The sequence below is a fragment of the Curtobacterium sp. L3-7 genome, from assembly GCF_048756585.1.
GTDB lineage: Bacteria > Actinomycetota > Actinomycetes > Actinomycetales > Microbacteriaceae > Curtobacterium.
The window spans coordinates 3,662,919-3,685,081 of sequence record NZ_CP151474.1; the positions used below are offsets into that span (position 1 = coordinate 3,662,919).

At 70.5% G+C, this 22,163-nt stretch carries 23 protein-coding genes; 11 read left to right on the forward strand and 12 right to left on the reverse strand.

Annotated elements, in window-relative coordinates:
• Nucleotides 1–11 precede the first annotated feature (11 nt).
• Entirely contained in the window at nt 12–1,673 is a 1,662-nt protein-coding gene (locus tag AAEP80_RS17535) for a glycosyltransferase family 39 protein (protein WP_420365314.1), read from the forward strand.
• 40 nt (nt 1,674–1,713) lie between these two features.
• Nucleotides 1,714–2,229, forward strand: coding sequence for a GNAT family N-acetyltransferase (locus AAEP80_RS17540; protein WP_413601197.1), 516 nt, complete (start codon nt 1,714–1,716; stop codon nt 2,227–2,229).
• 45 nt (nt 2,230–2,274) lie between these two features.
• On the opposite strand, the gene AAEP80_RS17545 is transcribed toward AAEP80_RS17540, so the two are convergent.
• The 4 genes from AAEP80_RS17545 to AAEP80_RS17560 all read right to left on the reverse strand — a co-directional run bounded on the left by AAEP80_RS17545 (nt 2,275) and on the right by AAEP80_RS17560 (nt 6,655).
• Nucleotides 2,275–3,207 carry a 4-(cytidine 5'-diphospho)-2-C-methyl-D-erythritol kinase gene (locus tag AAEP80_RS17545; RefSeq protein ID WP_281265541.1) on the reverse strand — a complete coding sequence of 311 codons (933 nt, stop codon included), beginning with the start codon at nt 3,205–3,207 and terminating at the stop codon, nt 2,275–2,277.
• 9 nt (nt 3,208–3,216) lie between these two features.
• A complete protein-coding gene (locus AAEP80_RS17550) occupies nt 3,217–4,521 on the reverse strand; it encodes an O-acetylhomoserine aminocarboxypropyltransferase/cysteine synthase family protein (RefSeq protein WP_420365315.1) in 1,305 nt (434 codons plus the stop codon).
• Nucleotides 4,521–5,555, reverse strand: coding sequence for an LLM class flavin-dependent oxidoreductase (locus AAEP80_RS17555; RefSeq protein ID WP_420365316.1), 1,035 nt, complete (start codon nt 5,553–5,555; stop codon nt 4,521–4,523). The genes AAEP80_RS17550 and AAEP80_RS17555 overlap by 1 nt, the downstream gene beginning before the upstream one ends.
• 89 nt (nt 5,556–5,644) lie before the next feature.
• A complete protein-coding gene (locus AAEP80_RS17560) occupies nt 5,645–6,655 on the reverse strand; it encodes an ATP-grasp domain-containing protein (RefSeq protein ID WP_420365317.1) in 1,011 nt (336 codons plus the stop codon).
• Between the two features lie 189 nt (nt 6,656–6,844).
• On the opposite strand from AAEP80_RS17560, the gene AAEP80_RS17565 reads away from it, so the two are divergent.
• Nucleotides 6,845–6,991 carry a hypothetical protein gene (locus tag AAEP80_RS17565; RefSeq protein WP_420365318.1) on the forward strand — a complete coding sequence of 49 codons (147 nt, stop codon included), beginning with the start codon at nt 6,845–6,847 and terminating at the stop codon, nt 6,989–6,991.
• Nucleotides 6,992–7,087: 96 nt separating this feature from the next.
• Here AAEP80_RS17565 and AAEP80_RS17570 read toward each other — a convergent pair whose 3' ends face one another.
• Nucleotides 7,088–7,930 carry a helix-turn-helix transcriptional regulator gene (locus tag AAEP80_RS17570; protein WP_420365319.1) on the reverse strand — a complete coding sequence of 281 codons (843 nt, stop codon included), beginning with the start codon at nt 7,928–7,930 and terminating at the stop codon, nt 7,088–7,090.
• Nucleotides 7,931–8,033: 103 nt separating this feature from the next.
• Between AAEP80_RS17570 and AAEP80_RS17575 the strand changes: the two genes are divergently transcribed.
• Complete coding sequence (locus tag AAEP80_RS17575; RefSeq protein ID WP_420366889.1) at nt 8,034–8,777, forward strand: SDR family oxidoreductase; 744 nt, start codon at nt 8,034–8,036, stop codon at nt 8,775–8,777.
• Nucleotides 8,778–8,877: 100 nt separating this feature from the next.
• On the opposite strand, the gene AAEP80_RS17580 is transcribed toward AAEP80_RS17575, so the two are convergent.
• Together AAEP80_RS17580 and AAEP80_RS17585 are read right to left on the reverse strand one after the other, a co-directional pair.
• Nucleotides 8,878–9,399 carry a hypothetical protein gene (locus tag AAEP80_RS17580; protein WP_420365320.1) on the reverse strand — a complete coding sequence of 174 codons (522 nt, stop codon included), beginning with the start codon at nt 9,397–9,399 and terminating at the stop codon, nt 8,878–8,880.
• An 82-nt stretch (nt 9,400–9,481) separates the two neighbouring features.
• On the reverse strand, nt 9,482–9,679 hold the full coding sequence (locus AAEP80_RS17585) for a hypothetical protein (RefSeq protein WP_420365321.1): 198 nt from the start codon (nt 9,677–9,679) through the stop codon (nt 9,482–9,484).
• 120 nt (nt 9,680–9,799) lie between these two features.
• Here AAEP80_RS17585 and AAEP80_RS17590 point away from each other — a divergent pair, with 120 nt between their 5' ends.
• Entirely contained in the window at nt 9,800–10,327 is a 528-nt protein-coding gene (locus AAEP80_RS17590) for a hypothetical protein (protein WP_420365322.1), read from the forward strand.
• Complete coding sequence (locus tag AAEP80_RS17595) at nt 10,324–10,794, forward strand: YbaK/EbsC family protein (RefSeq protein WP_420365323.1); 471 nt, start codon at nt 10,324–10,326, stop codon at nt 10,792–10,794. Before AAEP80_RS17590 ends, AAEP80_RS17595 begins: the two co-directional genes overlap by 4 nt.
• A 25-nt stretch (nt 10,795–10,819) precedes the next feature.
• Here AAEP80_RS17595 and rsmA read toward each other — a convergent pair whose 3' ends face one another.
• From rsmA to rsmI, 4 genes are all read right to left on the reverse strand, one after another.
• On the reverse strand, nt 10,820–11,671 hold the full coding sequence (rsmA, locus tag AAEP80_RS17600) for a 16S rRNA (adenine(1518)-N(6)/adenine(1519)-N(6))-dimethyltransferase RsmA (RefSeq protein ID WP_420365324.1): 852 nt from the start codon (nt 11,669–11,671) through the stop codon (nt 10,820–10,822).
• The gene (locus tag AAEP80_RS17605) at nt 11,668–12,582 is read right to left on the reverse strand and encodes a TatD family hydrolase (RefSeq protein ID WP_420365325.1); all 915 of its coding nucleotides are present in this window, start codon (nt 12,580–12,582) and stop codon (nt 11,668–11,670) included. Before AAEP80_RS17605 ends, rsmA begins: the two co-directional genes overlap by 4 nt.
• Nucleotides 12,579–14,156: a methionine--tRNA ligase gene (metG, locus tag AAEP80_RS17610; protein WP_420365326.1), complete on the reverse strand. Its 1,578-nt coding sequence runs from the start codon at nt 14,154–14,156 to the stop codon at nt 12,579–12,581. The genes AAEP80_RS17605 and metG overlap by 4 nt, the downstream gene beginning before the upstream one ends.
• A gap of 120 nt (nt 14,157–14,276) precedes the next feature.
• Nucleotides 14,277–15,098, reverse strand: coding sequence for a 16S rRNA (cytidine(1402)-2'-O)-methyltransferase (gene rsmI / locus AAEP80_RS17615; RefSeq protein ID WP_420365327.1), 822 nt, complete (start codon nt 15,096–15,098; stop codon nt 14,277–14,279).
• Between the two features lie 54 nt (nt 15,099–15,152).
• Between rsmI and AAEP80_RS17620 the strand changes: the two genes are divergently transcribed.
• On the forward strand, nt 15,153–16,784 hold the full coding sequence (locus AAEP80_RS17620) for a dolichyl-phosphate-mannose--protein mannosyltransferase (protein WP_420365328.1): 1,632 nt from the start codon (nt 15,153–15,155) through the stop codon (nt 16,782–16,784).
• Between the two features lie 206 nt (nt 16,785–16,990).
• Here AAEP80_RS17620 and AAEP80_RS17625 read toward each other — a convergent pair whose 3' ends face one another.
• Nucleotides 16,991–17,653: a TetR/AcrR family transcriptional regulator gene (locus tag AAEP80_RS17625; protein WP_420365329.1), complete on the reverse strand. Its 663-nt coding sequence runs from the start codon at nt 17,651–17,653 to the stop codon at nt 16,991–16,993.
• A 166-nt stretch (nt 17,654–17,819) separates the two neighbouring features.
• On the opposite strand from AAEP80_RS17625, the gene AAEP80_RS17630 reads away from it, so the two are divergent.
• The 4 genes from AAEP80_RS17630 (at nt 17,820) to AAEP80_RS17645 (ending at nt 22,148) form a co-directional block, all read left to right on the forward strand.
• The gene (locus tag AAEP80_RS17630) at nt 17,820–19,358 is read left to right on the forward strand and encodes an MFS transporter (RefSeq protein ID WP_420365330.1); all 1,539 of its coding nucleotides are present in this window, start codon (nt 17,820–17,822) and stop codon (nt 19,356–19,358) included.
• Between the two features lie 267 nt (nt 19,359–19,625).
• The gene (locus AAEP80_RS17635) at nt 19,626–20,486 is read left to right on the forward strand and encodes a sulfurtransferase (RefSeq protein WP_420365331.1); all 861 of its coding nucleotides are present in this window, start codon (nt 19,626–19,628) and stop codon (nt 20,484–20,486) included.
• A 63-nt stretch (nt 20,487–20,549) separates the two neighbouring features.
• Complete coding sequence (locus AAEP80_RS17640) at nt 20,550–21,614, forward strand: NAD-dependent epimerase/dehydratase family protein (protein WP_420365332.1); 1,065 nt, start codon at nt 20,550–20,552, stop codon at nt 21,612–21,614.
• A 3-nt stretch (nt 21,615–21,617) separates the two neighbouring features.
• Nucleotides 21,618–22,148 carry an AAA family ATPase gene (locus tag AAEP80_RS17645; protein WP_413601176.1) on the forward strand — a complete coding sequence of 177 codons (531 nt, stop codon included), beginning with the start codon at nt 21,618–21,620 and terminating at the stop codon, nt 22,146–22,148.
• Nucleotides 22,149–22,163: the final 15 nt, after the last annotated feature.

Below are 22,163 nucleotides of genomic sequence, written 5' to 3' on the forward strand. Positions count from 1 at the left end.
CCGTCGAGCGCGTGAGTTCCCCCCGCACCGGCAGCATCCGGGTGCCCCGTCCGATCGACGCACCCGTGGTCCGTTCGCGGCTGCGCGGCGCCGCCGGAGCGCTCGGCCTGTCGGTCGTCCGGACGCCGGAGCTGTCCGTCGGTGCGATCGGTGCGCTGGTCTCGGCGGCCTTCGCCTGGGTGCCGTCGCTCTGGTACGACGAAGCCGCGACCGTCACCAGTGCCCAGCGCTCCTGGCCGCAGCTCTGGGCCGAACTGCACTCCGTGGACGCCGTGCACGGGCTCTACTACGCGCTCATGCACGTGTGGTTCTGGCTCGTCGGGTACACGCCGTTCACCCTCCGCTTCCCGAGCGCCCTCGCCATCGGCGTCGCCGCCGGACTCGTCGTCGCCCTCGGCCGCCGGCTCGGTGGCAGACGACTCGGGATCGTCGCGGGCCTGGTGTTCATCGCACTCCCCCGCGTGCAGTGGGCCGGCAGCGAAGGCCGACCCTACGCGACCGTCACCGCGCTCTCGGTCTGTCTGACACTCGTCGGGCTCACGGCGGTGCGACGGACCCGGGCGAACGGACGGCACCCCGTCCAGTGGTGGATCGCGTACGGCGCGCTCGCCGTCGTCGCCGTGACGCTCAACGTCTACCTCGCGCTCGCGGTCGTCGCGCACGCGGTCGTCCTGCTCTGGACCCTCGTGGCCCGCAGGTCCGCCGTCCGTCGATCCGCGCTCTCGGACCGCGGTGGCACGGTGGCCGCACCGCTGGTCACACGGCGCGCACTCGTCCGCTGGGTGATCGCCGGGGTGGCCGCGGCCGTCGTGGTGTCGCCCTTGGTGATCGAGGTCGCGTCGCAGTCGAAGCAGGTCGCCTGGATCGCCGGCATCACCTCGCGGACCGCCGCCCAGGTCTTCGCCACCGCGTGGTTCGGTGGCGACAACGTCTACGCGACGGTCGCCTGGGCGCTGATGGCCGTCGGCGTCGTCACCGCGCTGGTGCGGGCACGCCGGACATCTCCTGCCGTCCGTGACCTGTTCCGTGCACAGACCGTGCGGGTCGCACTCCCCCTGGCGCTCGTCCCGACCATCGTTCTGGTAGGCGCGACCGCGCTCGGTGAGCACCTGTACTCCCCGAAGTACGCGAGCCTGAGCCTGCCGTTCGTCGCCGTCCTGATCGCCCTGGCGCTGACCGCGATCCGCCCGCGGGTGTGGCTCGCAGGGGCGGTCGCAGCACTCCTCGTCCTGTCGATCCCGACCGCGTACGACGTCAAGACACCGACGTCCAAGCAGGACTCGACGTGGGCGAAGGCCGCGTCGATCATCGCCGCGACCCGGGACGCTCGACCCGACGCGGACGAGGGCGTGGTCTTCGGGAGCGTCTACGGCCACCCGGGGACCACGGCCGACATCATCCGGGTGTCGTACCCGTGGGCGTTCACCGGCATGACCGACCTCGGCGTCCGGAAGAACGGCGCGGAGTCCGGCGTCCTGTGGAACCAGAACGGGGACCTCGCCACGACGATCCCGGCGCGGCTCGACGACATCGACACCGTGTGGTTCGTCGGCGGTACGTCGCGGAACACCGAGCCCGAGGCGGCGTCCGTCCTCGCCGAGCACGGGTTCGCCGCCCGCGAGCACTGGAAGACCGGCAACGTGATCATGACCGAGTACGTCCGCGCCTCCTGACACGAACCCGGCCGGCTGCCCGGTGTGGGATGCTGCCGGGATGCGCCACGACGTCCGACCGATCGAACTGGCCGACGCCGACCGGCTCGCCGAGCTCCTCGTCGAGAACCGCGCGTACCTCGCCCCGTGGGACCCGGTGCGCCCGGACACGTTCTTCACCGCCGACGGGCAGCGCGCCGAGATCCTCGCGTGCGTCCGACGCCGCGAGCGGGGCCAGATGCTGCCGCTGGTGATCACCACCGACGGCGTCGTCGTGGGGCGCCTGAACATCAACTCGATCGTCCTCGGCGCGTTCATGTCGGGGACGCTCGGGTACTGGGTCGCCGAGGCATCCGCCGGACACGGGGCCGCCACCGCGGCCGTGGGGCTCGCGGTCCGCCGTGCCTTCGACCAGCTCGGGCTGCACCGGGTCGAGGCGGGGACGCTGCCGCACAACGCACGGTCGCAGCGGGTCCTCGAGAAGAACGGCTTCGAGCGGTACGGCTACGCGCCGCGCTACCTCAGGATCGCCGGCGAGTGGCAGGACCACGTCCTGTTCCAGCGCCTGTCCGACTGACCGACTGACCGACTGACCGCCGGACCGTCAGTCCCGGTCCGCGGCTCAGTGCACGACGCGTGCGCCGTGCACCGGGCCGGTGGCGCGGACCGCGATCATGCCGATGGCGCTCAGGGCGACCTGGACCTCGAGCGCGGTGTCGGTGTCCGCGACGAGGAACGCCACGGTCGGCCCGCTGCCGGAGACGATCCCGGCGAGCGCTCCCGACTTCTCCCCGAGCTCCAGGGTCTTCGCGAGCGCGGGCTGCAGTCGCATCGCCGGTGCCTGCAGGTCGTTGTGCAGACAGTCCGCGAGCAGGTCGGGGTCCCCCGCGCGCAGCGCCTGCAGCACGTTCGCCTCGACCACGGGGTTCGACGGGGCCGGCGCGATGTCGGCCCGGTAGCGCTCGCGGTGCTCGTCGAGCGCACGGTACACGGCCGGCGTGGAGAGCCCGTCGTCGCTCAGCCCGAGGACCCAGTGGAACTCGCCCTTCGCCAGCGCCGGGCTGAGCTCGTCGCCGCGGCCGGTCCCCACTGCGGTCCCGCCCACGAAGGCGAACGGCACGTCGGCCCCCAGCTCGGCGGCGAGGCGCAGGAGTTCGTCACGCCCGAGCGCGGTGCCCCAGAGCGTGTCGACGGCGAGGAGCGTCGCGGCAGCGTCCGCCGACCCGCCACCCATGCCGCCCGCGACCGGGACCTGCTTGTCGATCGTCAGCCGGACGCCGCCCTGGTACCCCGCCGACTCGGCCACGAGCCGGGCAGCACGGATCGCGAGGTTCGTGTCGTCCACGGGCACCGCCGACGTGTCGATGGGTCCGGTGAACCGCACCGAGAAGTCATCGGCGGGTTCGGCGACGACATCCTCGAACAGCGACACCGCCTGGTAGGCCGTCGCCACGTCGTGGTAGCCGTCGTCCTGCAGGGCGCCGACCGACAGGAAGACGTTGATCTTGCCGGGAGCGCGCGTCCGCACGCGGGTCGGTGCGGCCAGCGAGGTCATACGACCAACCTATCCCGCGCGCGCTGCGCTGAAACCCCGCTCCAGGTCGGCCAGGATGTCGTCCGGGTGCTCCAGGCCGATCGACAGCCGGATCAGCCCGTCGCCGACCCCCGCTGCCGCCCGCTGCTCGGTCGTCATCTGCACGTGGGTCGTCGACGCGGGGTGCACGACGAGCGACCGGACGTCGCCGATGTTCGACACGTGGTCGAACAGCTCGAGGGCACCGACGAAGCGCCGACCGGCCTCGACTCCGCCGGCGAGGTCGAACGCCATCACCGCCGACGGCCCTGCCGGGACGTAGCGCTGCTGCAGGTGGTGCCACGGCGAGTCGGGCAGCCCGGCGTAGTGCACGCGGTCCACCTGGTCGTGTGCGTCCAGCCACGTCGCCACCGTCGCCGCGTTCGACACGTGCCGGTCCATCCGGAGCGACAGGGTCTGGATGCCCTGCAGCACGAGGAACGCGCTGAACGGGGCGATCGCGGGACCGAGGTCGGCGGCGACCTTCGTCCTGGTGCGCATGATGAACGCACGGTTCCCGAACCGCTCGGCGAAGTTGGTCCCCGCGAAGCCGGAGTCGAGCGTCGTCAGCTGCGGGTACTTCTCGGCGTGCGCCGCCCAGTCGAACGTGCCGCCGTCGACCAGCAGCCCGGCGATCGCACTGCCGTGTCCGGCGAGGTACTTCGTCGCCGAGTGGACGACGATGTCCGCGCCGTGCTCGAACGGCCGGACGAGGTAGGGCGTGGCGATCGTGTTGTCGACGATGAGCGGGACACCGGCGTCGTGCGCGACACCGGCCACGCCCGCGAAGTCGAGGACGTCGCCGCGCGGGTTCGGGATCGACTCGCCGAAGAACGCGCGGGTCTCCGGACGGACGGCCGCCGCCCACTCGTCGAGGTCCGTCGGGTCCTGCACGAAGGTGAACTCGATGCCGAGGTCACGGAGCGTCGAGGCGAACAGCGTGTACGTGGCGCCGTACAGCGACGCACTCGAGACCACGTGCGCGCCGGCACGGGCGACCCCGAGGATCGCCAGAGTGGTCGCCGCCTGACCCGAGGCGGTCGCCACCGCACCGACACCGCCTTCGAGGTCCGCGATCCGTCGTTCGAGCGCTGCCGCCGACGGGTTGTTGACGCGCGAGTAGGTGTGGCCGGGGACGTCGAGCATGAAGCGCCCCGCTGCCTCCTCCGACGACGGGTACACGAACGCGGCGCTCTGCGCGATCGGCGGCACGTTCCCGCCGAACCCGGGATCGGCCTTGAAGCCGGCGCGGATCTGCCGGGTCTCGAACGCCCAGTCCTCCTCCGTCGTCCCCATCAGGCAGGAACCGACGCGCGGACCAGTGGGATGACCTGCTCGCCGAAGCGCTCCATCTCCTCGAGCTGCGGCGAGAACTGCAGCAGCAGCGTGTCGACGCCGGCGTCCTCGTACTCGCGGATGCGTGCCGCCACCTGCGCAGGGGTCCCGACGAACTGCGGCCGCAGACCACGGTTCGACACCGAGTAGTCCTCGAGCGACGGCACGTGCTCGAGCTGCGACTTCGAGATGAAGTCCTGGTAGGACTCGTAGGCCTTGCCGTGCTGCACGTCGGTGATCCGCGCCAGCTCGGCCTGCGCCTCCTCCTCGGTCTCCCGGACGATCGCGTACGCGGCCATGCCGAACGCCTCGAAGGGCGGCAGCCCGGCGTCCTCGCGACGACGACGCATCTCCGCGATCTTCGTCCGGAGCTCCTCGACGGTGCCACCGTGCGTCACGTAGGCGTCCGCGTAGTGCGTGATGCTCGCCTTGCCCGCCTCGCTCTCGCCGCCCGCGTAGATGCGCGGCGTGATGCGCGGCTTCGGTTCCAGGTGGGCGTTCTCGATGTCGTAGTACTCCCCGTGGAACGAGTACGGGGTCTCGCGCCACAGGCCCTTCATGATCTCGACGAACTCCGCCGTGCGCTTGTAGCGGTCGTCGTGCTCCGAGAAGATGCCGCCGTACTGGCGCGCCTCCTCTGCCCACCACGCGCTCACCACGTTGAAGGTGAAGCGCCCGCCGGAGATGTCGTCGATCGTCGCCGCCTGCTTCGCTGTGACGGCCGGCAGGTGGTACCCGGGCCGCATCGCCGCCATGATCTCCAGGCGCTCGGTCGTCGCCGCGATGGCCGCGGCGAGCGCCCATGCCTCGAGTGAGGGTGCCGCGACGCCCTTGATGTCGTTGAGGTTCAGCTCCGGCACGAGCGTCAGGTCGAAGCCGATGCGCTCGGCGCGCTGCGCCAACCGCTTCACGTAGTCGAAGGTGACCGGCATGTGCTCGTCGTCGACGTTGCGCAGCCAGCCGCCGAAGAGCGGGGTCCAGTATCCGAATCGCACGGTGGTGGGTTCCTCAGGTGGTGAGCGGAGACGGACGGGAGGCTCGGTGCCGGTGGCGAGCCGAGCCTCCCGTCCGGTGGGTGGTCAGGTCAGGCGCGCGCCGGTGCGGTCGCGTACTCCGCGTCCAGCAGGCCGCCGAGGTAGCGGGCGATGGAGCGCGGGCCGGAGGCCGGCGCGGTCTCCTCGACGGCGGGGTTGTAGTTCGTGTTCGTGTTGATGTCGTAGACGACCGTGCGGCCGTCCGTCGTCTCCATGAACTCGACGCCCGCGATCTGGATTCGCTGGTCGGCGAGGAACGTCCGGAGCTGCTGGACGAGCGGGTGCTGCGCTGTGACCTCGGTGCGGACGGAGAACGCGCTCTGCTGACCGGTACCGGGGACCTCGCAGACCGCGCCGGCGATGACCTGGGGGCTGTTCTCTCCAGACGGGACGGCGCACGCGTCCGCGGGGCAGAGCTCGAAGCTGCCGGCGCTCGTGTCGACCCGGACGGCGTAGACGAACTCGCCGCCGACGAACTCGACGCGCGTGATGAACGGCTCGCGGGCCGTCAGGTACTCCTGCAGGAGCGTGATGCCGTCGACGGGCTCCTCGAACTCGGGGCTGTCGACGTAGGCGTCGAACTCCGCGAGCGAATCGAAGCGACGGACGCCGAGGCCCTTGCCGCCCTGGTTGTGCTTCGTGATGAAGGGGACGTCCTGGCCGTCCGTGAAGGTGCGGGCGGCGTCCTTCAGCGGTGCCGTGCCGAACACCGCGGTCGTGCGGGGCACGTCGAACCCGGCCCGCTGGAGCAGCCCGTGCTGTGCGACCTTCGACACCTCGAGCTCGAGCACGTGACTGCCGCCGACGACCTGCCGGCCGGCGCGCTCCAGGTGCCCGAGGAGTGCGCGGGTGTACTCCTTCGCGTGCTCGTGGCCGCGGGTGTGGGAGCTGGCCGACATCCGGGACCAGTACACGCCCGGTTCCGGCTCGGAGGCCAGGTCGACCTGCCCCTCGGTGAGGAGGATCTCCTGGACCGGCACGCCCTCGGCCTCGAAGGCAGCGGCGAGCGGCGGGAACCACTCGGGGTTCTCGTGGATGACGTACACGCGCGGAGTGCTCACGACCCCACCCTAGGCACGGCGTCGGAGGGGTTGCCAGGTGTGTGACGCGGTGTTGCTCGCCGTACGGCTCGGTGACTCGTCGCCAAGGTCGTCGCACGCTCGTCGGCCGCGATCGTCTTCCGCGGCATCGACCTCGAAGCGCACCGGGCACGGTACCGAGGTCACGCGCCCCCGTCGCACGAGAGCCGGATGCTGCAGGCCGCCGACGTCGCAACGTACTTCCTGAACCGATCGCACACCATCACGGAGACCGATCCGCGATCGAAGAAGGCGATGGCTGACATCGTGGGCCGGATCCGTTCCATCACGTGCAAGGAGTACATCTGGCCGCCCTGACGACACAACGCCCCGCTCGTGGGCGGGGCGTTGGCTGGGTGCGGGAGGCTCGAAGCGTCCTGCATGGGACATACTAGCCGTTCTGATCGGCCACGGCTAGCGGCTGAACACCTGCTGGCCGACCACGCCGAGGAGCTCGAGCTTCTGCGCGTCCTCGCTGCCGGCTGGTGCCGTGAAGAGCAGCAGCGCCTGGGTCTGGCTCGTGGTGTGCAGCACCTGGCAGTCGACGGTGATCCGGCCGAGCTCCTGGTGCACGAAGGTCTTGTGGTCCTCCCACCTGCTGGCGACCTCGTGCAGCGACCAGATCGACCGGAACGCCTCGCTGTTCGCCTCGAGGTCCGCGATGAGCTCGACCGCCCGCGAGTCGCTCGGTCCGGCTGCTCCGACCGCCGCCCGGAGTGCAGCGACCTGTGACCGCGCCAGTCGCTCGTGTTGCTCCGGCGCGTACTTGGCGCGTTCGGATTCGGTCATGAACCAGCGCCACGGCTGGTACCGCTCGTTGCCCGTCAGTCCGACGCCACTGCCGAGGAGTGCGACGGCCAGCCGGTTCTCGACCAGGGTCTCGCCGAGGTCGCTGACCACGATCGCCGGGGTGTCATCCAGCCGGTCGAGCACGCGGAGGATCGCCGGGTCGACGTGGTCGGAGCGGTGCACCCGCGCGGGAGCGTTGTGCCCGGCCAGACGGAACAGGTGGTCGCGCTCGTCGAGGCTGCAGCGCAGGGCCCTGGCGATCGCCTGCACCATCTGCTCGGAGGGCTGCGGACCGCGCTGCTGCTCGAGGCGCGTGTAGTAATCGGCGGACATCCCGGCGAGTGCGGCGACCTCCTCGCGACGGAGCCCCGGCGTCCGGCGCCTGGCACCGGTGCCGAGGCCGACGTCCTCCGGGCGCAGGAGTTCGCGGCGACGGCGGAGGAAGTCGGCGAGCGCTGGGCGGTCCATGGTGTCCAGTCTGCTGCCCGCCGGGCGACGGTTGCCAGGGATCGGCGGTCCCCCGATGACCGGACTCTGGTCGGGGTTCGCCGGTGGCCCGATCGTGGACGGCATGAACATCACGAACGCCACCGTCTTCATCCCCGGCGCGACCTCGGGCATCGGCCTCGGTCTCGCCCTCCGCCTGCAGCAGGCCGGCAGCACCGTCGTCATCGGCGGACGTCGCCGCGCCCTCCTCGACGCGCTCGCCGCCGAGCACGGCTTCGGCACCGTCGAGCTCGACGTCACCGACCCGGCGTCGATCACCGCTGCGGCGGCCACCGTGACCGCCTCGTACCCGTCGCTTGACACGATCATCACCATGTCCGGCATCATGCGCGCCGAGGACCTCCGCTCGGCATCGCACCAGGACGACGCCGTCGCCACGATCGAGACGAACCTGCTCGGCACCATCCGGCTGATCGACGCGTTCCTGCCGCACCTGCTCGCGCAGCCGGCGTCGACGATCATCACGGTGTCGTCCGGCCTCGCGTTCACCCCGCTGGCCGCGACGCCGACCTACAGCGCGACGAAGGCCGCGGTGCACTCGTACACACTGTCGCTCCGACAGCAGCTCATCGGCTCCCCGGTGTCGGTACTCGAACTCGCGCCGCCGGCCGTCGCGACCGACCTGATGGGCGAGGGCGTGGACTTCGGCGGGATGCCGCTCGACGCGTTCCTGACCGAGGTCGTCTCGCTCGTGTCGGCCGGCGCATCGCCCGAGATCCTCGTCGAGAACGTCCTGCCGCTCCGGTGGGCAGAGCGCGACGGGAACCAGCAGCAGCTGATCACCGCGCTGGCGTCGAGCAGGCACTGAGCGGCCGGCCACATCGCCCGAACGACGACTGCGGTCGCTCTGGGACGTCAGCCGCATGGTCCCGTCGCTCAGGCGTCATCCTGAGCGACGGGACGCACGATCACATGGTCACCCGAGCAGTCGGGCGACGCGAGCGACTCCTCCTGACGAGTCGTTGCGGCGTGTACATGCGGACCAATGTCTCGTCGACCGCGCCGAACCGGTCCTCCACAGTCGCGATGCCGTCCGCCCCGGATGCGACCACCATGCCGGCCTGCACGGCGTGCGCCGCGGACAGGCCGGCTCGTTCCATGAAGTACCGAACATCCTCCAGCATGTTGGGCAGTTCGACGTGCACGGCGTCTGCGCGAACCACGACCGCGTGCCACCGATCCAGCAGGTCCCCGGCGAGCGAACGGACCTCGGGATTCGTGTATCGCACCGCACCGGACGGCGGTCCGGTCCGACGTCGGACCTCCCGAGTGCCGAGTTCGAACGCCCTCTCGTGGAGCTCGAGCTCGAAGAGGTCGTTGTAGAAGAGCGCGGTGCGCGCGCGGACGATCCGCTCGAGGAAGGCCGAGCACGCTCGGTGATGAGGATCCGACCCCTCGAGCGCGCTCACGACGAACCCCGTCTCGAGCACGACCCCAGCCGGGAGCTGTTGACAGTCCTCCATCGCCTCGACCCCGAGATCGCAGGATGCCCCACCGGGAAGCGCATGCACGTCAGAGGTACCAGGCAGGACGTCGATCCAGCCGCTTGGAATCCGTGAACGTGGAGCGGCTGAGGATCTCTGCGACCTCTCTCGCACGGTCCTCGGGCGTTCCGACCGGGTGGTTGCGGCCTGCGTCGATCTCCGCGGCCGTCAGGAGACGGATCGGGACGTCGTCCGAATGGTAGCGATGCTGGTCGGTGCTGATCATGGTCATGGGGTGCTCCTTTCGTCGGATGTTGCACGGTAGGAGCGTCGGATCAGCCTCCGCAAGGAATCGAAATACAACATGCAAATAGACCGCCGCTTTCGGGTCCGGCAGGATGGGTGCATGGGGAACGAGGGGTACACCGAGACCAGCAGCACGTCGACGCTCTTCCGGGTGCTCGGGATCGCGACGGCGCTCGGCAGCGTCGCGATCGCCACGACGATCGCCCTCGTGCCGCCGTCCCCCGGCAAGGAACCATCCATGTCGGACCTCGTGATCAGCAGCGTCGCGCTCGTCGTGATCGCAGGGCTCGGCGTCGTCCTTGCGCTGACGCGACTCACGGTCGAGCTGGACGACCGACTCTCGGTCCGACTGACCCCGTTCTGGTACCGGCGCACCATCGACCCGCAGACGCTCACTTCGGCGACCCCGATCGAACTGCGGGGGATGGACGTCGGCGGGTGGGGCGTCCGCTTCGGCACGGGTCGTGGCACGGTGGTCCTGATGGACAACGGGCCGGGCGTCCGGCTGTCGATCACGGGCAAGCGCGACCTGTCCTTCCGGTGCGGCGACCCCGAACGACTCATCGCCGCACTCGCCGGGCACGGCGCCACGATCACCAGCACCGAGACACGGACGGAGCACCGATGAACGCACGCATGCAGGAGATCCAGCGGATCGTCGCCGAGGCCGGCGTGGACACGACGGCACGCGAACTCCCCGACTCCACGCACACGGCGGCGCAGGCAGCGGCGGCGCTCGGCACCGAGCCGGGGGCGATCGCCAGCAGCCTGCTGTTCCTGGCGGACGGCGAGCCGCTCCTGGTGATGACGTCAGGGCGCCACCGCGTCGACACGGGGCTGCTCGCCAGCAGCCTCGGTGTCGAGGAGCTCACGATGGCGACCGCGAAGCAGGTGCGCGAGGTCACGGGCCAACCGATCGGAGGGGTCTCCCCTGTTGGTCACCCGGCACCGATCCGCACGGTCGTCGACACCGCGCTGGCCGACTACGACCCGGTGTGGTCGGCTGCGGGGACCGCGAACTCCGTCATGCCGTTGACGTTCGACCAGCTGGTCGCGCTGACCGACGGGGAGACCGTGCAGGTCGCCGCGGACTAGCCGGCAGCCACACAGCCGGAATCCCTCAGCTCGCGGCGGCGAGCACCGTCCGGCCGAGGCGTACGAAGTCATCGACGTCGAGTTCCTCGCCGCGGGCGGTCGGCGCGATGCCCGATGCCTCGAGTACCTCCGACGCGTGCGCACTGCCGCCGAGGATCCCGGACAGGGCCTGGCGGAGCATCTTCCGACGCTGCTGGAAGGCAGCGTCGACGAGCGCGAACACGCGGGAGCGCAGGAGTTCGTCGCCCGGCGGGTCCTTCCGTACGAACCCGACGAGGACACTGTCGACGTTCGGCACCGGCCAGAACACCTGACGGCTCACCTGCCCGGCGATCCGCCAGTCGCCGTACCAGGCGGCCTTGACGCTCGGCGACCCGTAGACCTTGCTGCCCGGGTCGGCGGCCAGACGGTACCCGACCTCGGCCTGCACCATGACGAGCGAGCGTTCGATCGACGGGAAGGTCGCGAGCAGGTGGAGGAGCACCGGCACGGACACGTTGTACGGCAGGTTCGCGACGAGGTGCGTCGGCGCGACCGGGAGGTCGTCCGCGGAGACCTTGAGGGCGTCCTGGTGCACCACGGTCAGCTGCGCGGCCGGTTGCATCGCGGACACCGTCGCCGGGAGTTGCGCTGCGAGCCGTGCGTCGATCTCGACGGCGGTGACGGGAGCGCCGGTCTCGGTGAGCCCGAGGGTCAGGGAACCGAGGCCCGGTCCGACCTCGAGCACGCGGGACTCAGCCGTCACGCCACCGGATGCGACGATGCGCCGCACGGTGTTCGCGTCGTGCACGAAGTTCTGGCCGAGTTTCTTGGTGGGGGTGACGTCGAGTTGCGCGGCGAGGTCGCGGATCTCAGCGGGGCCGAGCAGCGCGCTCACTCGGACACCGTCACGGGTTCGGCGTCCCACGCGCCGTAGACGAGCTCGGTGTTCGAGGCGATCTGCGCCGCGAGCATCGACGGATCGGTGCCGAGCGTCTCGGCCATCGACCGGAGCGTCAACGGGATGAGGTACGGCGCGTTCGGACGACCACGGAACGGCGTCGGCGTGAGGTACGGCGCATCCGTCTCGATCATGATGAGGTGCCGCGGCGCCACGTGCAGGGCGTCCCGGAGCGACTGGGCGTTCTTGAACGTGACCGTGCCCGCGAACGACATGTACCAGCCCCGTTCGGCACAGAGCCTGGCGAGGTCCGGCCCGCCGGAGAAGCAGTGGAACACGGTCTTCTCCGGGGCACCGACACGGTCGAGCACCTCGACGACGGCGTCGTGCGCGTCGCGGTCGTGGATCGTCAGCGCGAGGTCGTGGTCCTTGGCGATCCGGATGTGTTCCTCGAAGGACCGGATCTGGGCATCGCGGCCGTCGTCACCGGTGCGGAAGAAGTCGAGCCCGGTCTCACCGATCGCGCGGACACGGGGCAGCGCCGCGAGCCGCTCGATGCCCGCCAGGTGCTCGTCGAGCAGCCCGGCGGCGTCGAGGACGGGCGCCTCGTTCGGGTGCAGGGCCACGGCGGCGAGGACCCGGGGCTCCCGCGCGGCGATCTCAGCGGACCACTCCGAGGTCGCGAGGTCGGTGCCGACCTGCACGACACCACGCACGCCGACGCTCGACGCACGGTCGAGGTGCTCCCGGTAGTCGAGCGCGCCGTCGTCGCCACCGTCGGCGATCTCCATGTGGGTGTGGTTGTCGTACACCGGCACGACGAGCGCCTCCGGCAGCGGCGGGTACGTCAGGTCACGCTTGGACCCGCCACCGTCGCCGGACCGGGAGCGGAGATGGGCGTCGGTCACGCTGCGCCCTGTTCTGCCTGTTCGACACGCGGGAACAGGCCGGACTCCAGCGACGTGATCCGGGTCGCACCCTGCCACTCCCACGCACGGTCCACACGCTGCTCAGCGATGGAGCCGCCGGCACCGATCGAGGCCCAGAGCTTCTCGGTCGCCTTCGGCATGGCCGGCGATGCGAGCACCGCCACGGTGCCGAGGCCGCGCAGCGCCGTCGCGAGCACGGTCCCGAGGCGCTCGCGCTGGGCGTCGTCCTTCGCGAGAGCCCACGGCTGCTGCTCGGTGATGTACCCGTTCAGCGCGTCGACGAGCTCCCACGTGGTCGTGATGGCGTCGTGTGGCGCGAAGGCGGCGATCGCGGCGTCGGCGCGCGTCGTGACGTCCACTGCGAGGTCGTCGATCGCCCGGTCGGACGTGGACAGTTCGCCACGAGTCGGCACGGCACCGTCGAAGTACTTGTCGAGCATCGCGAGGATGCGGGACGCCAGGTTGCCGAAGCCGTTCGCGAGTTCGGCCTGGTACCGCGCCGAGATGTCTTCCCAGCTGAAGTTGCCGTCCTGCCCGAAGGTGATCGCGCGGAGGAAGTAGTACCGGAAGGCGTCCGACCCGAACGTGTCGGTGATCTCCGACGGCGCGATACCGGTGAGCTTCGACTTGGACATCTTCTCGCCGCCGACGAGCAGCCAGCCGTGCCCGAACACGCGCTTCGGGACCGGCAGCCCCGCGGCCATGAGCATGGCGGGCCAGATCACCGCGTGGAACCGGGCGATGTCCTTGCCGACGATGTGCACACTCGGCCAGAGGCGCTGGAACGCTTCGTCGTCGTCGCTGCCGTAGCCGAGTGCGGTGACGTAGTTGAGGAGCGCGTCGAACCACACGTAGAGCACGTGGTCGTGGTCCCACGGGATCGTGATGCCCCAGTCGAAGCTCGACCGCGAGATCGACAGGTCGCGCAGGCCCTGCTTGACGAAGGAGACGATCTCGTTGCGGACGCTCTCCGGCTGGATGAACTCCGGGTTCGACTCGTAGAGGTCGAGCAGGCGCTGCTCGAAGTCGGACATCCGGAAGAAGTAGTTGCGCTCGGACAGGACCTCGACCGGGATCGAGTGGATCGCGCAGACCTGCTGGCCTTCGTACGCGCCGGTGCCGGGGACGAGGTCACTCGGCTGCTTGTACTCCTCGCAGCCCACGCAGTAGAACCCCTCGAACTCGCCGGCGTAGATGTAGCCGTCGTCGTAGAGCTTCTGCAGGAACGCGGTCACGCCGCGCTCGTGCCGTTCGTCGGTGGTGCGGATGAAGTCGTCGTTCCGGACGTCGACGGTGTCGAGCAGCGGCTTCCACGCGTCGGTGACGAGCCGGTCCGCCCACTCCTTCGGGGAGACGTCGTTCGCCGAGGCGGTGCGCAGGATCTTCTGCCCGTGCTCGTCCGTGCCGGTGAGCAGCCAGGTGTCGTCGCCACGCTGACGGTGCCAGCGCGCCATGAAGTCCGCGGCGACCTCGGTGTAGGCGTGCCCGATGTGGGGCACGTCGTTCACGTAGAAGATCGGCGTGGTGATGCTGAACGAGGAGCCGTCGGACATGCGGACCATCCTACGGGCGCGCGGCGACCGCATGACGCGCCCACCGACGGTCTGTGGAAAACCCGGACTGGAGGCTCGTGACGGGGCCGCCACGAGCCTCCCGTCCGCCGATCAGCGGGGTCACCGCGCCGCCAGCGCGCCCTCGTACAGGTCCCGTTTCGACAGCCCCGTCGCGTCCGCGACGGCGGCCGACGCCTCCTTCATGCGGGTACCGGCGGCCACGCGCTCGAGCACCAGCCGGACGCCCTCGTCGAGCGAGACCTCGTCCACCGATCCGGACGCCCCCGCGACGACGATGCAGATCTCGCCCTTGACCCCGTCGGCGGCCCACGCGGCGAGCTCGACGAGTGATCCCCGGCGGACCTCTTCGTACAGCTTCGTGAGTTCTCGGCAGACCACCGCTCGGCGCGCGTCCCCGAACCCCGCCGCCATGTCGGTCAGCGTGTCCGCCAGCCGGTGCGGCGACTCGAAGAACACCATCGTCCGCTGCTCGCCGGCGAGCGCCTCGAACGTGCGTCGACGCTCCCCCGGCTTCCGGGTCGGGAACCCCTCGAACGTGAACCGGTCCGTCGGCAACCCGGACACGGCGAGCGCCATCAGCACCGCTGACGGCCCCGGGAGCGCCGTCACGGTGACCCCGGCGGCCGCTGCGGCCTCGACGAGCGGGAAGCCGGGGTCGCTGATCGCGGGCATGCCAGCGTCGGTCAGCACGACGACGTCCTCGTCTTGGGCGAGCTCGACGACCTCCGCGGCCTTCGCCCGTTCGTTGTGCTCGTGCAGGGCGATGAGCCGCGGGCGGTTCTCGATCCCGAGCGCTCGCATCAGGTGGATCGCGGTGCGGGTGTCCTCCGCAGCCACGACCGTCGCGTTGGAGAGTGTCTCGACGAGTCGGCGCGACGCGTCGCCGAGGTTGCCGATGGGAGTTGCTGCGAGGACGATCACACGCCCCATTGTGGACGCAGCGGATCACTGCGCCGCATCCGTAGGATGCTGCGGGTGACCACGGACCTGGCCGACGCACTCCCCTCTGCGCCCGAAGTGCCCCGTGGGTCGCGCCTCGACGACTGGTGGGTGCGCGTCATGTCGGTCGGTTGGCGGGTCGCCACCTGGCGCTGGGCGGGGCCGATCGCGGTCACCGTGCTCGCGGCACTGTTGCGGCTCGTCGACCTGGGACGACCGCACTCACTGGTGTTCGACGAGACCTACTACGTCAAGGACGGATGGTCGATCGTCCACCTCGGGTACGAGGGCACCTGGCCGGCGAACCCCACGGACGACTCGCTCCCGACGACCGACGAACGGTTCGCGGACGGCCAGACGAACCTGTTCACCAGTGCCGCGGAGTTCATCGCGCACCCGCCGCTCGGCAAGTACCTCATCGGCCTCGGGATGCTGCTGTTCGGGCCGGACAACTCGTTCGGCTGGCGGTTCGCGGTCGCGGTGCTCGGTATCGCGACGGTGTTCCTCGTCGCCGTGATCGCCCGGTCGCTGTTCCGCTCGACCCTCATCGGCACGCTCGCCGGCGGGTTCCTGGCGGTCGACGGCCAGGCGATCGTGATGTCCCGCGTCACGCTGCTCGACGGGATCGTCACGTTCTTCGTCGTGCTCGGGTTCGGCGCGCTGCTGCTCGACCGCCGCTGGACCGAGCGTCGGCTCGACGCGTGGGTCGCGCGCCGGGTCGCTGCCGGACGGGACACCCTCTGGGGCCCGGTGTTGTGGTGGCGGCCGTGGCTGCTCGCGATGGGACTGGCGCTCGGGCTCGCGACGAGCACGAAGTGGTCCGGGATGTACTTCCTGGCGTTCTTCGCCGTGTACTCGGTGCTGACCGACATGATGCTGCGGAAGCGCGCCGGCATCGAGTTCTGGTCGTCGAGCGCGTTCCTGCAGCAGGCACCGGTGACGTTCCTGCTCACGGTGCCGATCGCCGCCGCCACCTACCTGGCGTCCTGGACCGGGTGGTTCGTGTCGAAGGACGGATGGGACCGGAACTGGATCGCCTCCGGCGGGCAGCGCTGGAGCGGAATCCTGTCGTGGGTGCCGGACAGCGTGCAGAACTGGTGGCACTACCAGTCCGAGATCTACGGCTTCAACATCGGCCTGCACACGCCGCACTCGTACCAGGCGAACCCGCTGCTCTGGATGCTCATGCAGCGCCCGACGTCGATGTACTACGTCGGCACGAACGCCGGGCAGGACGGCTGCGCGGCGGTGCGGTGCGGTGCTGCGATCACGGGCGTCGCGAACCCGTTCATCTGGTACGCATCGGTCGTCGCGGTCGTGGCGCTGCTCGTGCTGTTCTTCCTGCGTCGCCGGTGGGAGTACGGCTTCGTCGTGATGGGCGTCGCAGCGGGGTACCTGCCCTGGCTGCTGTACGTGAACCGGACGGTCTTCCAGTTCTACACGATCGCGTTCGAGCCCTTCATGGTGATGGCGTTGGCCGCGGCGATCGGGCTCGTGCTGGGCTCCCGCGACGATCCACGGCCCCGTCGGACGAAGGCGATCGTGTGGGTCGGTGTGTACCTCGTCGTGGTGCTGCTCGCGAGTGCGTACTGGTACCCGATGTGGACCGCCATGCAGGTGCCGTGGGACTTCGTGCGGTCGCACTACTGGCTGCCGAGCTGGTTGTAGCGCTGCGCGCTGCGTGCGCGTCGCGCTGCGTGCGCTGCGGCGGCGCGGGTGTCGCGCATCGCCGACCGGTCACGACTCGCCGCGCAGTGCGGGTCGACGGGTCACGATCTGTCGGCTCGGAAGAACTCAGCCGACGCGTTGTGACCGCTCGGCGGAACTGAGCGGGGTGTCGTGACCCGCCACGGGCCTGCCCCCTGCGCGGTGGGTCAGGACTGGGCGTGCAGCGCGCGCTCGATCGACTCGCGGTCGAGCGGCTCGCCGAGCATCCGGTGGTCGTCGACGTGCTGCGGCAGCACGCCCTCGATCAGGACCTCGGCGTAGCGGCGCCACGCGTTCGGGTCGTGCGCGCGGGTGGCGTCCGCGACCGCACCCACCATGGTCGTGAGCATCGGGAGATCGCGGTAGTCGAACCCGACCCGCACCACGCCGGCGTCGTGCGCGCGACGGATGATCTCGGACACCTGGCTCTCGAGGCGGTCGCGCTCCTGCACGATCGAGGGGCGTCCCTTGCCCGCCCGGACGATCGCATCGGCGAGTGCGCGGTCCCTGGCGCGGAACTCGAACACGCCCATCAGGTACAGCCGGAGCGACTCGCGCGGGTCGATCTCCTCGGCAGCACGCTCGGCGGCGGCGTTCATCGCGTCGAACTTGGTCGCGAGCAGCGCTTCGATCAGCGAGTCCTTGTCGGCGAACCGGCGGTAGACCGTCCCGACGCCGACCCCGGCTTCGTGCGCGATGTCGTTCAGGGTGACCGAGAGCCCGCGCTCCGCGAAGCACTTGCGCGCGGTCTGCAGGATCAACTCGCGGTTGCGGGCGGCGTCGGCGCGGAGGGGCCGCTCGAGCTCCGCGTGCTGGTCGATCGTGGTCACGCTCGCAAACGTAGTTGAACTTTCTGGGAATAAGCGGATGCAACGCGTCCGTTTGGGCTTACACTGGTGCGAACCGGATGCATCGCATCCGCTTTCTCCTCCCCGACCTGAAGTGCTCGACGGCGCGTGCTTCGACACCGTTCCATCCTTCTCAAGGAGGCCTGCCGTGACGGCAGAACAAACTGCGCCCGCGCCCACCGGCTCGGCACCCACGACCGCGGGCTCCGCACCCCGCAAGGACCACCGCTGGATCGCCCTCGCGGTGATCGCCCTCGCTCAGCTCATGGTGGTGCTCGACGCCACCATCGTGAACATCGCGCTGCCCTCGGCGCAGCAGGACCTCGGATTCGGCACCGACCAGCGCCAGTGGATCGTCACGGCGTACTCGCTGGCGTTCGGATCCCTGCTGCTGCTCGGTGGTCGCCTCGGTGACCTCTTCGGCCGCAAGAACACCTTCATCATCGGGCTCGTCGGCTTCGCCGTCGCCTCGGTGCTCGGCGGCCTGGCGGACTCGTTCGGCCTGCTCGTCGCGGCCCGCGCACTGCAGGGGGCGTTCGGCGCGCTGCTCGCCCCGTCCGCGCTGGGCATGCTGACCACGACCTTCCGCGACCCGAAGGAGCGCGGTCGTGCGTTCGGCATCTTCGGGTCGATCGCCGGCTCGGGTGCTGCGATCGGCCTCCTCCTCGGCGGCGTGCTCACCGAGTACGCGTCGTGGCGCTGGTGCCTCTACGTCAACGTCGTCTTCGCCGTCCTCGGCGTGATCGGTGCGCTGGTCTTCATGGCGAAGCCGCCGAAGGTCGAGCGTCCGCGCATCGACGTCGCCGGGGTCCTCACGATCACGCTCGGCCTGGTCGGGGTCGTCTACGGCTTCTCCAACGCCGAGACCAACGGCTGGGACGACCCGCTGACGATCGTCATGCTCGCGGTCGGTGTCGTGCTCATCGCCGCCTTCGTGTTCATCGAGACCCGCGTGGCGCACCCGCTGCTCCCCCTGCGCGTCGTGCTCGACCGTGACCGCGGTGGCTCGTTCATCGCCATCGGCCTCGTCGCGATCGGCATGTTCGGGATCTTCCTGTTCCTGACCTACTACCTCGAGCAGACCCTCGGGTTCTCCGCGCTGCAGACCGGCCTGGCGTTCCTGCCGATGCCGCTGTCGATCATGATCTCCGCCACGCAGATCGGTGGCCGACTCCTGCCCCGCATCGGCCCGAAGGTCCTGATCTTCGCCGGCGCGCTCGTCGCCGCAGCCGGTCTGCTCCTGCTGCTGCGCACCGACCTCGACAGCTCCTACGCGGGCACGGTCCTGCCGGCGCTCATCGTCATCGGTCTCGGCATGGGCACGATCTTCTCGTCCGCGATGAACACCGCGACGACCGGGGTCGCCCGTGCGGATGCCGGTGTCGCGTCGGCGACGGTGAACACCATGCAGCAGATCGGCGGGTCGATCGGTACCGCGCTCCTGTCGACGATCTTCGCGGACGTCGTCAAGAACAGCCTCTCGGGGCTGTCCGCGGCGCCGACGAAGCTCCAGCAGGCGCAGGCCACGCTCGACGGCTACCACGTCGCCTTCGCGATCTCGGCCGGCGTACTGGTCGTCGTCGCGATCGCCAGTGGGCTGCTCATCAACCGGCAGTCCGTGCGACTGGCCAAGCTCGAGCACCTCAGCGCCAACGCGACGGGCAGCATCCCGGCCGCCGCGCACTGACGCGAAGACGACACACGCGGAAGGCCCGCTCGACTCCGGTCGGGCGGGCCTTCCGTGTTCCGGGCGTCGTGCAGGAGCGGGGCGGGCGGGGCGGGCGCGGGGTGGTCGACTCCGAACGACGAAGTCGCTGTCGTACGACGTCGAATTTGTCGTTCGGAGCCCATCGAAGCGACGTTCCTTCGGCGACACACCACCCGCATCGGCCCCGATTGCGCACTGTTGCGATTTTCCTGTCAGACGTCAGGGGTCGGCATTATCGTGTGCGCCATGGCCCCCGTCCTGACCTCGCCACTCGTGTCCACGCAGTGGCTCGCCGACCACCTCGGTGCCGATGAGCTCGTCGTCCTCGACGCCTCCGTGCACACGTCCGGTGTCGGCCTCGGGACGACCTGGCACGCCGCCGGCGACGCCTACGAACAGCACGGACACGTGCCCGGTGCCCGCTACGCCGACCTCCTCCACGACTTCTCGGCGCCCGACTCCGACCTCCCGTTCACGCGTCCCGGTGCCGAGCGGTTCGAGCAGGCGGCCCGGGCACTCGGCATCACGAACACGTCGACCGTCGTGGTCTACGACGACAGTGTCGGCGAATGGTCAGCACGACTCTGGTGGATCTTCCGGTCGTTCGGGTTCGACGACGTCGCCGTGCTCGACGGCGGGTTCGTGAAGTGGCGGGACGAAGGACGCCCGGTCCGGGTCGGCGCGCTGACCACCCGCGCGGACGACAGCGACACGCAGCACGCATTCCTCGCGGGCGAGGAACGGCCGCTCTGGGCCGACCGCGACCGGGTCGAACGCGCGGTGGACGGCACGCAGCCGGCCGCGCTGGTCCTGGCCGCGGACGAGACCGTCCTCGGTGACGGGCACGCCCCGGTCGTCCCCGGCACCACCCCGATCGCACTGCGGCGCATCGTCGACCAGGACTCGAACACGCTGCGGCGGCCGGCTGCGCTGGCGGACGCGTTCGCCCCGGTGTTCGACGCGGACGAGATCGTGACCTACTGCGGTGTCGGCAGCGCCGCGTGCGTCGACGCCCTCGCGCTCACCGTGCTCGGACACGACCGGGTGCAGGTGTACGACGGCTCCCTCGCCGACTGGTGGCGCCGCGAACCCGAACTCGCGTCCTGAGACCCGAACTCGCGTCCTGAGACCCGACCACACACGCACCCGTGCGGCACTAGCGTTGCCGTCATGAGCTCCAGACGTGCAGTCATCCTCGGCGGAACGGGCGGGATCGGCTCCGCCGTCGCGCGCGAGCTCCTCGACACCTCCGGCCGCGGCGGTGACGACTGGCAGGTCGACGTCGTCGCACGCCGAGGAGGTGCGATCGCGGACACGCTCACGAGGGACGGCGCGACGTTCGTCCCCGGCGACCGCCGCGACTCGACCGTGCTCCGCGACCTCCTGCGCCCCGGTGCGGACCTGCTCGTGGACACCGTCGGCGCGACCCGTGACGACGCAGCACAGCTCCTGCCGTTCCTGGGCGACGTCGGCTCGACCGTGTTCGTCTCGTCGAAGGCGGTCTACGTCGACGAGCAGGGACGGCACGCCAACTCGCTCGACAAGCCCGTGTTCGGCGGTCCGGTCACCGAGCTCCAGCCGACGGTGACCGCGGCGGACGCCGACCCGACGAGTCGCGACGGGTACGCCGCGGCGAAGGTCGCAGCCGAACAGCTGCTGCTCGACCACGGCGCTCCCGTCACGGTGCTCCGCCCGTCGAAGGTCTACGGGGTCGGAGTCGGCCGTCCCCGCGAGTGGTTCGTCGTGCGCCGGGTCCTCGACGGCCGCGAGCGTGTCCTCCTCGCCGACGGCGGGCGCGGGGTCGACCACACCACGGCGGCCAGTGGCATCGGTTCGCTGGTCCGGCTCGTCGCCGACGCCCCCGACCGCCGGATCCTCAACGTCGCCGATGCGACGGCCCCGTCGGCGCTCGAGATCGTCCGGACGATCGCCGGCCACCTCGACCACCGGTTCGACGAGGTCCTGCTCGACGCCGACGCGCCGGCGTTCGTCGGGGTGACCCCGTGGTCGTCCCCGTCGCCGTTCGTCCTCGACACCACCGCGGCCAGGTCGCTCGGATGGGAGCCGCCCCGCTTCGCCGCGGCTGTCCTCCCGGAACTCGACTGGCTCGTCGAGACGGCGCACCGCACCCCTGCGGACGGTGACGTCCCATGGGCGTCCGACCCGTTCTGGGACCGGATGTTCGACTACGGCCCGGAGGACGCCGCACTCGTCCTCCTCTCGATCGGCGGCTGATCGGTGCCGCGCTCCGAGGTGCTCTTCATCGGCGGCCGGTCCGGTGTCGGCAAGTCGACAGCGGCCGAGGCACTGCACGACCTGCTCACGGACGCGGACGTCCGGCACGCTGTGATCGAGGGCGACGTGCTCGACCTCGCCCACCCCGCTCCGCACGTCGAGCACCCGGAGGCGCGGCTCACGGAACGCAACCTCGCGGCGATGTGGGCGAACTACCGCGCGCTCGGGCACCACCGTCTCGTGTACACGAACACCGTGTCCGTCCTCGAAGCAGACCGCCTGGCCGCCGCGATGGGCGACGACCCGGTCGTGGTCGCCGTGCTGCTCCGGGCCGGGGACGAGACGACGGCGTCCCGGTTGCAGCGGCGGGCGGGCGGCGAGCTCCCGGTGGCGCAGCTCGCGCACTCGACACGGACCGCCGGGAGGCTCGACTCGGCTTCCGCAGATCGGGTCACCCGGATCGACACGGACGCCATGGCCCCGGCCGACGTGGCACGTCGGCTCGCGTCCTTGACCGGGTGGCTTCCCGCCTGAGCCCTGTAGAGACGG